The sequence below is a fragment of the Terriglobia bacterium genome (genome assembly GCA_020072565.1).
Taxonomy (GTDB): Bacteria; Acidobacteriota; UBA6911; order UBA6911; family UBA6911; genus JAFNAG01.
The window spans coordinates 1-10,505 of sequence record JAIQGI010000099.1 but is presented as its reverse complement, the minus strand read 5'-3'; the positions used below and the strand labels follow the sequence as shown (position 1 = coordinate 10,505).

Sequence of the window (10,505 nt, the reverse complement as noted above, 5' to 3'; positions counted from 1 at the left end):
TGATCTTGGCGCCGATTACTTTGAACGCCTTCACCGAGACCGAATTCGTCGATACCATGTAAAAAGACTTGAGCATCTGGGCTACAAAGTAAAACTAACGGAAGAGGCTGCCTGAGCCTAAGAATTTTCGGAACAGAGGCCTCAGAGGATTATCGCTTCTGCATCACTTTTCTCCACGACCTCTGCGGCCTCTGCGTTGCTCTTTTGCTTTTCTTGCCTAACTGGCAAGGATCTATAGGTAGGCAGTACGAAAACCAGTTCGTGTGCCTTCTGGTGCCATGAAGTGTTCTGGGGCTTTTCAGGGGTGAGCTAATCAGCTTTGGATTCGCCTGCGGAACGACGGCGGGCGTTGCGCTGCCTGGCCTCGCAGTGCTCTTTTAGGTCGCGCAGCACGCTGATCCAGCCCTGGTTCAATATCTCCAGGGTCTCCTCATCAGCCGGCGGCGGGCCGGCATCGCGCACGGTGACTTCGCTGGTGCCCCTCTTGAGCCGAATCGTGTAGCAGATCGTGTGGCGATCCGTCCCGGCGCTCTCCCCCTCACCTTCGTCCACCCAGTGCAATTCAACCTGCGAGTCCGCTATCAGACTGGTGAAGATCGCACGCCCGCGCTGGGCCTGGCCACTGCCCCCCATCCTCCAATAGGCCTTGATCTCTCCGCCTACTCGGGGATCGGAAGTCACGCGATCACAGAACCATTGAGCCATGTCTTTTGCTTCCGTCAGCGCCCGGAAAATCACCGCGGGTGAGGCCTGGATCAGGACCTTCTTTTCGATGATGCCCGTGCCCGGATTCGCTCTCATAGGCGTCAACAATACCACAGTATGAAAGCGAACGCTCATCCCGACACCCCAAAATTTCGACGCAGTCCCCCATGCGCCATGGCGCACCCTGTGACGCATGAAAAGCTCATGTTATCCGGTTGGTGAACGTCGGGATCGGTATCGCTATCGCGGTCGCTATCGGCTTTTGCCGGCTAAGAGTTCCGATTGCGATGGCGATTGCGATCCCGATTTGTCTATTTTCGGAACAGCCTAACCGAGTTATTTTCGGAGCAGCGGGCGCGTCCCCGGCAGGGGAACAGACACTGCCTTATGCCGAATCGTGGTTCCCTTCTCTGCGGCCGCCGGGTTGAAACTTTTGGGGGTTGTGATCTCTCGGGATATAATGCGTCGTTCCTTAACGCAGTTATGTCTGCCGAAAGAGGGCAAAATGCGAAACCGGCTCACATGGGTGATTATCCTGCTGGCGGTGTTCCTGCTGGCGGGCGGTTTATCGTTCGCCGTCGAGATGTACTTCGACTGGCTTTGGTTCGGGGAGCTTGGCAAGGCCACTCTCTTCACCACCGCTCTGTATGCCAAGAGCATCATGTTTACGGCGGTCCTGGCTTTGGCTTTCCTGTTTCTTTACGGCAATCTCTGGATCGCCCATCGCGGCCCGGGCCCCATAAAGATCGGGATTCCCACACCTGACGGGCGCATCACGGCTTACACCTTTGAACCGACCACGGTGCAGCGCGTAATCGGCCTGTTGTCGCTGGTTGTGGGATTCATGCTCGCAATCCGCAGCGCAGGCCTGTGGGAGATCGTCTGGCAGTGGCGCAACCGGGTCGATTTCGGGGTGCCGGACCCGGTTTTTGCGCGCGACATTTCATTCTACTTCTTCACCCTGCCTGTGCTCGAAGAGGTGGTGCGGCTGGGGCTGCTGCTCTGCTTCCTCGCGGCCGCGGGCGCCCTGCTCCTCTACTATTTCAAAGGGGCTTTCTCCCTGCGCATCGTGCGCCTGTCCAAGCGTGGTCGCGCCGTCTCACACGTATCCATGCTTGCGGGCCTGTTTTTCCTCTTCCTGGCTGCCAACGCCTACCTGGACCGGTTTGAGCTTCTGTTCTCCGACCACCAGTTGATGTCTGGCGCCAGCTACGCGGACATATACGCCCGCATGCCGGTGCTGAGCATTCTGGTGGTAACGGCGCTGGCCGGGGCGGTGCTCTGGTTCTACAACGCCTTCGCTTCGAACTATCGCTGGGCGGTGCTGGCGGCGGGTCTCTATCTGGTCGTCTTCCTGGGCGGGAACATTTATCCGGCGCTATTGCAGAGTTTTGTGGTAGCCCCCAACGAGCTGGCGAAGGAAACCCCTCAGCTCGAGTACAACATCAAGGCGACGCTCCACGCCTATGATCTCGACAAGGTCCAGGACCGGAGCCTGTCGGGTGACAGGGCGCTCACTCCGCAGGACATCGAGGCAAACGCAGCCACCATACAAAGCATTCGCCTGTGGGACCACGGGCCGCTGCTCGACGCCTTTGCGCAGATCCAGGAGATCCGGACGTACTACGATTTCGTCTCCGTCGACAACGACCGCTACCCGATGAAAGGCGGGCCGCAGCAAATGATGCTGTCCCCGCGCGAACTGGATGCGGCCAACCTGCCCGAGCGGAACTGGATCAATGAGCATCTCGCCTATACTCACGGCTACGGCCTGACGCTCGGCCCCGTCAACCGTGCCATGCCTGACGGGCTGCCGGTGCTCGAAGTCAAGGACATCCCGCCGAGATCTACCGAGCCTGTGTTAAAAATCACCCGGCCTGAGATCTATTACGGCGAGGTCACCAAAGGATATGCGGTGGTTCGGACCGGTGCTCAGGAATTCGATTACCCCAGCGAAAAACAGAACGTCTATACGACCTACCAGGGTACCGGCGGCGTTCCCATACAGTCGTTCCTGAGGAAACTCCTTTTTGCCTTCTATTTTCGGGACGCGAACATCGTGCTCTCTCCGATGCTGAAGGCGGACAGCCGGTTCCTCTTTTACCGCGATCTGAAAAGCCGCTTCAGCCGCCTGGTGCCGTTCCTGCTTCTGGATCAGGATCCCTACATGGTGATATCCGGGGGCAGGTTGTTCTGGATCCAGGATGCGTACACACGCAGCGACCGGTATCCGTACTCGATACCAACCCCCGGAATCGGCAACTACATGCGGAATTCGGTGAAACTGGTCCTGGATGCCTACAACGGCACCGTTGACATGTACGTTGCCGATCCGGACGACCCGTTGATCAAGGTCTACGAGCGCATTTTTCCGAACGTATTTCAGCCCCTGGCGGCAATGCCTGAGGACCTGCGGGCGCACATCCGCTATCCGGAAGACATCTTCAGAGTCCAGACTTACATATATTCCGTGTATCACATGAACAGGGCACAGATCTTCTACAACAAGGAGGATCTGTGGGAGATCCCGGTGCTGACATCCTCCAGCGGCCAGCAGGCCATGTCGCCCTATTACACTATTATGCGACTGCCTCAGGAGAAGCGGGAGGAGTTCATCCTGATGCTGCCGTTCACCCCCGGGCGCAAGGACAACCTGTCGGCCTGGATGGTCGCCCGCAGCGACGGGGATCGCTACGGCCAGCTCGTGGTGTATCGCTTCCCCAAACAGAAACTGGTCTACGGCCCCAAGCAGATCGTGGCCCGGATCAATCAGGACGCGGATATCTCCAGACAGCTTTCCCTGTGGGACCAGCGGGGCTCGCAGGTGATTCAGGGGACGCTGATGGTGATCCCGATTGAGGAAGCCTTGCTGTACGTCCGCCCTCTGTACCTGAGGGGGGAGAGCGCCAAAATCCCCGAGCTTAAGCGCGTGATTGTCGCCTACGAAGACAAGATCGCCATGGAGGAGACGCTCGAAGCGTCGATCGCCAAGATTTTCACGGGGGAGCCTGTGCCGCTGGAAGCAGCCGCACCGGTGGGGGCGCCGCCGGCTGCCGCCGGTGCGCCGGCCGATCTGATCCGGCAGGCAGCCGAGGCTTACGATCGCGCCATACAGGCGCAGCGCGCGGGCGATTGGGCGGCTTACGGCGAAGAGCTCAAGAAGCTGGGTGCCCTGTTGCGGCAGCTGCAAAAGAAATGACAAATGACGGACGTCGGATTGTTCATTCGTTCCTCGTCGTTGGCGGCGTGCACTATGCCGGAAAAAGGAGGATCTGATGGCGGCCACACAGTCCTTTGACATCACCACTGGCTGTGACCTGCAGGAAGTAGATAACGCCGTAAATCAGGCGATGAAGGAAGTCCGGCAGCGCTACGATTTCAAGGGGCAGAAAGTGGACATCGATTTTCAGCGCGCCGAAAACAAACTGGTCCTGCACGCGCCGGACGAGTTCAAACTGGCAGCGCTCTGGGAGGTAATCCAGCAGAAAATGGTGCGGCGCAAGGTGCCCGTACGGAACCTTCATCTCGGCAATGCGATGCCTGCCGGCGGAGGCACCATCGTTCAGGAAGTCAGCCTGCAGCAGGGGCTGCCCTCGGAGACCGCGCGGGCAATCGTCAAGTTTATCAAGGAACAGAAAATCAGGAAGGTTCAGTCCGAAATTCAGGGCGACCAGGTCCGAGTCTCGTCCCCGACACGCGACGACCTGCAGCGGGTCATGGCACTGCTGCGTGAGCAGGACTACGGCGTCGAACTCAACTTCGGCAACTATCGCAGCCTTTAGCCCGGTTTATTCAGGAATGTGCGGGCAAAATGCACTTTTGGATGCGGGGGAACGCTGACAGACGCTGACCCTTCGGTTTTGGTCGGCATCCAATTTTGTTGCTTTTCACGGGCGCGCGCTTCGGCTTTATGAATAGTTGAGGTCAGACGGAGGCCCTACCGCAAGGAGTCCATGATCTCTTCCAAGGCTGCGGGGGCGGGGCGCACCCGATCCGAAGCCAGTTGAGCCAGCGGTTCCTCGGGCAAGTCGAGGAGCTTAGTGAAATCCGGCTTCTTCGGATCCACGTAAAGCAGCCCGGTGAGGAACTCGCTTCTTTCCCTCGTTTCGAGGAGGAGGCGCAGTGACTCAGCTTTGTTCCGGGGATCAAAATCCCGGTCGAGCTTCCTCAGGGTGATGTGGGAACCGTCGTGCAGTTCGACGATCCTTGCGGTGCCCTCTTCGTAGTCGGCGGTGATCGGCTCGAAGAATGGAACGAAGCTCACCTCGTGCAGCAGTTCTTCCATCTCCTTCGCATATTTGTAGCTTTTGGTCGAGCCGTCGTGGTTGTTAAAAGTGACGCAGGGTGAAATGACATCGAGGAATGCTGTGCCACGATGGCCGAGGGCCCCTTCCAGCAAGGCGACGAGCTGTTTGGGATCGCCGGCGAACGAGCGGGCAACGTAGCCGCAGCCGAGCTCGACTGCCAGCGCGCAGCAGTCGATGACCGGAAGATCGTTGACCACGCCGGTCTTGAGGGTCGAGCCGGGATCGGCGGTCGCGGAGAATTGGCCCTTGGTGAGCCCGTACACCCCGTTGTTCTCCATGATGTACACCATCGGGATGTTGCGGCGCAGCAGGTGCACGAACTGGCCGGTCCCGATCGATGCGGTATCGCCATCGCCGCTGACTCCGATGGCGATCAGCGTGCGGTTGGCGAGGATGGCGCCGGTTCCCACGGCCGGCATGCGCCCGTGCACCGCGTTGAACCCGTGGGCGCGGTCCAGGAAGTAAGCGGGGGTTTTCGACGAGCATCCGATGCCCGACAACTTGATCACGCGATGCGGCTCCACGCCGTACTGGAAGAGCGAGCGGATGATCTGGCTGGTAATGGCGTCGTGCCCGCACCCGGCGCAGAGGGTGGAATCCTTCCCTTTATAGTCCTGCATCAGGAGTCCGACGCGATTGGCGTTGCCTTTGGATTTTGGAGATTCCGGCTCGGCCGGCATGGTTACAGAGCCTCCTTTTCCTGCGTGACAATCGCCCGGGTCACGAAACGTGCGTCGATCGGGATGCCGTTGTAATGAAGCACGGAACGCAGCCTGGAGGCCTGCCCCGGGAAGTCGAGCGTCAGCAGGCTGCGCATCTGCCCGTCGCGATTCTGTTCGACGACATACACACGCTCGTGCTGCTTCAGGAAGGTTCCCACTTCCGTGCTGAACGGCAGGCCACGGATGCGCAGATAATCCGTTTCCAAGCCGTTTTCGGCGGCGAGCTGGTCGCGGCATTCGCCGATTGCATGGTGCGTAGTGCCGTAAGCGACAATGCCGACCGCGGCTCCGGCGCCGTTCTCAATTGCGGGCGCAGGCACAACGGAGCGTGCGTTGTCGATCTTGCGCGCCAGGCGATCCATCAGATTTGCGTAGTCTTCCGGACGCTCGCTGTATTCCGCATGCTCATTGTGGCCGCTGCCGCGAGTGAAGTACCCGGCAGCCGGATGTCTGGATCCCGGGAGCGTGCGATAGGGAATGCCATCCCCGTCAACATCCAGATAGCGGGAGAAGCCTCCCAGTCGATCGAGATCTTCATCCGACAGCACTTTGCCCCGGTCGATCGGGATGTCGTCGGGATACTGGAAGGCTTCGGACATCCAGTTGTTCATCCCGAGATCCAGATCGCTCATGCAGAATACGGGCGTCTGGAACTTCTCCGCCAGGTTGAAAGCCTCCTGGGCGAACCGGAAACACTCCTCGACGGTCGCAGGAATCAACATGATGTGCCTGGTATCGCCGTGGCTCAACAGATAGGTCGAGAGGATGTCTCCTTGGCTGGTCCGCGTCGGCAGTCCCGTGGAAGGCCCGACGCGCTGGACGTCCCAGATTACAGCCGGCACTTCGGCGAAATACGACAGGCCGACGAACTCCGACATCAGGGATATTCCGGGGCCGGAAGTCGATGTCATGGCGCGAGCACCGGCCCAGCCCGCTCCGATGACCATACCGACGGCGGCGAGCTCATCCTCGGCCTGCACGATGGCGAAGGTCGGCTTGCCGGTCTTCGGATCGATGCGGTATTTCTTCATGTAAAAGATTATCTGCTCGACGAGCGAGGTTGACGGTGTGATCGGATACCAGGTGACGATTGTGCACCCGCCAAAGACGGCGCCCAACGCAGCGGCCGTATTGCCGTCGATGATGATCATGCCGCGGGTCTTGTCCATCCTCTCGATCCGGAACGGGTCGCTCTTGGGGAGGTGGGCCTCGGCATACTCCATTCCTGCCCGGGCGGCCTTGATGTTGATTTCGGCCGCTTTCAGCTTCGATGCGAATTGCCTCCGGATCGCTTTCTCGACTTCGGCCGGATCGATCCCCAGGAGCTGAGCCATCACGCCCACATAAATCATATTGGAGAGGAGCTTGCGCAGCCGCACCTCGGTGCTGACCTGGGCGGCAAGGCTCAGGAAGGGAGCCTCATAATAGCTGATGTCGCTGCGCAGCCCTTTCAGGCCCAGTGACGCCTCTGCCAGCAACGCACCCCCCTTGATCACCGACAGTGCATCCTCGCGCGCCGTTTGCGGATTCAGGGCGACGGCGAAATCAATCTCTGCCTTGCGCGCCAGGTAACTGTTCTTGTTGGCCCGGATGGTGAACCAGGTGGGAAGCCCGGCGATGTTGGAGGGGAAGAGGTTCTTCCCGCTCACCGGCACGCCCATTTGGAAGATGGCGCGCATCAGCACGCTGTTGGCCGACTGGCTTCCGGACCCGTTGACAGTAGCCACCTGGATGCTGAAGTCGTTGGTCACGGAGCCGCGTATTTCGCCTCGTTCCTGGTCGGCCGCGGCGACTGAAGTTCGTGTGATATCCAAGCTCACCTCTTTGAGCCCACTGGCAGTGCCTGCCTCTCTGAAACAATCTGAAGCCTCAAATTTTACCATCCGCCTCACCTATTACCAAACGCCACCCGCAGGCAGCGACTCCCATTTCGCGGAAGAAACCCAACTGAGCGGGTCGTGACCAAGCCTCGTCCTACGGATGTCCAATACCAGCCGTCCAACTGCGGATTCTCTTCTTCGTACCTGGCGGGTGTCGAAGTCCTTTTCATGAATTTCGCGATTTTCGTGTGTCTGGTAATCGCTGCCTGACCATAAAGGTGCCGGCTTCGTGATAGAATGCGACACCTATGATTGAGATTGATAGCCTGACCAAAACCTATGGTTCGTTTGTCGCTGTCAGTGAACTCTCCTTTCGCGTCGAGGCCGGGGAGGTCCTCGGCCTGGTCGGGCCCAACGGTGCGGGCAAGACTACGACCTTGCGCTGCGCGGTCGGCGTTATCCCTCCGGCGCGTGGCGAGATCAGGATCTGCGGCCACTCACTCGAGCGCGAGCCGCTTGCGGCCAAACAGGAAATTGCCTTCATGCCGGACGAGCCGCGGCTCTTCGACTATCTGACGGTCAGGGAGCATTTGCAGTTCACGGCCAGAATCTATGGGGTGCGGGACTTCCAGGCGGGCGCTGCTGCCCTGTTGGAGGAGCTGGAGCTTAAGGAAAAAGCCAATGCCCTCCCGGCCGAGCTCAGCCGCGGCATGAAGCAGAAGCTGGTCATCGCCTGCGGCCTGCTGCATGCCCCGAAGGCACTCCTGTTCGACGAGCCACTCACGGGCCTGGACCCGATCGGCATCCGGCGCATGAAGTCAACAATCCTGAAGCGGGCAAGGGAAGGGGCGGCTATCATCATCAGCTCGCATCTGCTGCACCTGGTCGAAGAGCTTTGTGACCGCGTTCTCATTCTCAACCGGGGTCGCAAGGTCATTCATGGTTCGCTTGAGGAGATTCAAAGGAGTCTGCCGGAGTTGCGCGGTGACACCAGTCTGGAAGAGATGTTCCTGCGCATCACCGGTCATGCCGAAGACGGGACCGACTTGAAATGATCGCAACCTTCCTCTATTACCTGTCCCGTAGTTTCTGGAATCGCGTCGTCTCGTCGCTGAAGCGGCTGCGGCAGCCGAAGTACCTGATTTCGGCTCTGGTCGGCTTGGGATATATGGGCTTTTTCTTCATCCGGCCGCTTTTTTTACGACACGGGACGCGCACGGCCGGGCCGATTGCCCTGGATTCAGGCGTGCTTCCGGTGGTGGAGACGGGTCTGGCATTCCTTCTTCTCATCCTCATCCTCCTGCCCTGGATTTGGCCGGGGCGGCGTGGCGGGGGCCTGAAGTTCACCGAAGCGGAGATTCAGTTCCTGTTCCCGGCGCCGATTTCGCGCAGAGCGCTCATCAACTTCCGCCTGATCAGGATGCAACTCGGCATCCTGTTCGGTGTCCTGATTTCCTTTTTGTTTTTTGGGCGCGGCGGGATCTTCGGGCACCCGGTCTATGCTCTGGTAGTGCTCTGGCTGGTCTACTCCTTCCTCGGCCTCTATCACACAGGGACTTCCCTGGTCCAGACGAGCCTGGCTGAGCACGGCCGTTCCGGCTTCAAGCGGCAGGTTTGGACGCTGGCCTTGCTGGCGGCCATTGTCGTTTCAGTGGTGATCTGGATGAAATGGTTTATTCCGCCGCTTCCTGAAGTTGCGCCCGCGAAGCTCTCGGACTTTTGGGCCTGGGTGATGAAGGTGACGGAGGCGGGACCCGCCTATTACTTTCTGTATCCTTTCCGAACCCTCGTGCACCCGGTTTTCGCGCCCGATCCGGCGACGTTTCTGCTGCGTCTCATCCCGGCCTCGGCGATTCTGGGTCTGGCCTATCTGTGGGTGATGCGTTCGGACGTGAGTTTCGAGGAAGCCTCGCTCGAACTGGCGAGGAAGGTCGCGGCCCGGCTGGAAGCGGCCCGGAGCGGCGCCTTGAGAGGCTCAGGGCGTGAAGCGGCCAAGGTTCGCCGGCCCCTGTTTCAGCTTGCGCCTGCCGGCTTCGCGCACACTCCCATATTCTGGAAGAACCTTATTTCGGCAGGCAGAATCAGCGCACTGCGGATACTGATTCTGCTCCTTTCGGTGGGCGTTGCATTCGCGATCCCCGCATCCGCCCGCGGAGGGAGGGGCGAGGTGTTGCCCGCGATCATCGGGTCGCTGGCCGCGATGTTGGCGGGATTTCTGACACTCCTCGGACCCATGATGATTCGCGATGACCTGCGCAGCGATCTGCTTCAGGTGGATTTGCTTAAAACTTACCCCATACCGGGATGGAGCCTGGTGTTGGGCGAAGTGCTCGCGCCGGCCGCGCTCCTGGCCGCCGGCGAGTGGTTTTTGCTCCTTGTCGCGGCATGCGTCCTGCCGACCGCAGGCAGCATTCACCCTTCTGTTACCCAGCGACTCCTGGTGGGTCTGAGCGCCGCCTTCCTGCTCCCTTGTTTCAGCCTGATTGGCGTGTTGATTCAGAATGCGGCCGCGCTGCTCTGGCCTGGATGGGTCGAACTCGGCAAGGCGCGCCGCCAGGGCGTCGAAGCCATGGGCCAGAGACTCATTACCATGTTGGCCACCGTGTTTGCCCTCGTTTTCGCCGTGATTCCCGCGGCCCTTCTTTTCGCGGCCGTTTTCTTCCTCGGTTCCTGGCTGATCGGACTGGCAGTCCTCCCGATCGCAGCACTGGTGGCTGCGCTCGGCTTGCTCACCGAAGCAGGGCTTGCCATACTCTGGCTCGGCCGCCTTTACGACAAATTCGATGTCTCCCTCGAAACGGTCGGCCGCTAGGACTAGCCTCGATTTCCACGGTACTGGAAATGACTAACGCTTGGGCCACTGAGGCAATCAAGCGAAACTGATGACCAGTTCCTTGTTTCCAAACCATGGCATCGGGGTTGATGTGTCAGCAAGCCCCGAGGCCACAAGA

7 protein-coding genes are annotated in these 10,505 nt (G+C 59.7%); 4 read left to right on the top strand and 3 right to left on the bottom strand.

All coding sequences use genetic code 11. The features are described 5' to 3' along the window. Positions 1-309 precede the first annotated feature (309 nt). Positions 310-801: an SRPBCC domain-containing protein gene (locus tag LAP85_28660; protein ID MBZ5500385.1), complete on the bottom strand. Its 492-nt coding sequence runs from the start codon at positions 799-801 to the stop codon at positions 310-312. A gap of 409 nt (positions 802-1,210) precedes the next feature. Between LAP85_28660 and LAP85_28655 the strand changes: the two genes are divergently transcribed. Further along, positions 1,211-3,904: a UPF0182 family protein gene (locus LAP85_28655; protein MBZ5500384.1), complete on the top strand. Its 2,694-nt coding sequence runs from the start codon at positions 1,211-1,213 to the stop codon at positions 3,902-3,904. 76 nt (positions 3,905-3,980) lie between these two features. After that, positions 3,981-4,487 (top strand): YajQ family cyclic di-GMP-binding protein, encoded by a 507-nt coding sequence (locus LAP85_28650; GenBank protein ID MBZ5500383.1) that lies wholly within the window; start codon positions 3,981-3,983, stop codon positions 4,485-4,487. 155 nt (positions 4,488-4,642) lie between these two features. On the opposite strand, the gene LAP85_28645 is transcribed toward LAP85_28650, so the two are convergent. Then, on the bottom strand, positions 4,643-5,692 hold the full coding sequence (locus LAP85_28645) for a 2-oxoacid:ferredoxin oxidoreductase subunit beta (protein MBZ5500382.1): 1,050 nt from the start codon (positions 5,690-5,692) through the stop codon (positions 4,643-4,645). 2 nt (positions 5,693-5,694) lie between these two features. Continuing rightward, entirely contained in the window at positions 5,695-7,617 is a 1,923-nt protein-coding gene (locus LAP85_28640; protein ID MBZ5500381.1) for a 2-oxoacid:acceptor oxidoreductase subunit alpha, read from the bottom strand. A gap of 245 nt (positions 7,618-7,862) precedes the next feature. Here LAP85_28640 and LAP85_28635 point away from each other — a divergent pair, with 245 nt between their 5' ends. Both LAP85_28635 and LAP85_28630 read left to right on the top strand, forming a co-directional pair. Then, entirely contained in the window at positions 7,863-8,609 is a 747-nt protein-coding gene (locus LAP85_28635) for an ATP-binding cassette domain-containing protein (protein MBZ5500380.1), read from the top strand. Further along, positions 8,606-10,366, top strand: coding sequence for a putative ABC exporter domain-containing protein (locus LAP85_28630; GenBank protein MBZ5500379.1), 1,761 nt, complete (start codon positions 8,606-8,608; stop codon positions 10,364-10,366). The genes LAP85_28635 and LAP85_28630 overlap by 4 nt, the downstream gene beginning before the upstream one ends. The last annotated feature ends 139 nt before the right edge of the window (positions 10,367-10,505 follow it).

Coding starts and splice junctions, on each gene's coding strand:
- LAP85_28660 (MBZ5500385.1), bottom strand. CDS start 801: ATGAGAGCGAATCCGGGCACGGGCATCATCGAAAAGAAGGTCCTGATC.
- LAP85_28655 (MBZ5500384.1), top strand. CDS start 1,211: ATGCGAAACCGGCTCACATGGGTGATTATCCTGCTGGCGGTGTTCCTG.
- LAP85_28650 (MBZ5500383.1), top strand. CDS start 3,981: ATGGCGGCCACACAGTCCTTTGACATCACCACTGGCTGTGACCTGCAG.
- LAP85_28645 (MBZ5500382.1), bottom strand. CDS start 5,692: ATGCCGGCCGAGCCGGAATCTCCAAAATCCAAAGGCAACGCCAATCGC.
- LAP85_28640 (MBZ5500381.1), bottom strand. CDS start 7,617: ATGGTAAAATTTGAGGCTTCAGATTGTTTCAGAGAGGCAGGCACTGCC.
- LAP85_28635 (MBZ5500380.1), top strand. CDS start 7,863: ATGATTGAGATTGATAGCCTGACCAAAACCTATGGTTCGTTTGTCGCT.
- LAP85_28630 (MBZ5500379.1), top strand. CDS start 8,606: ATGATCGCAACCTTCCTCTATTACCTGTCCCGTAGTTTCTGGAATCGC.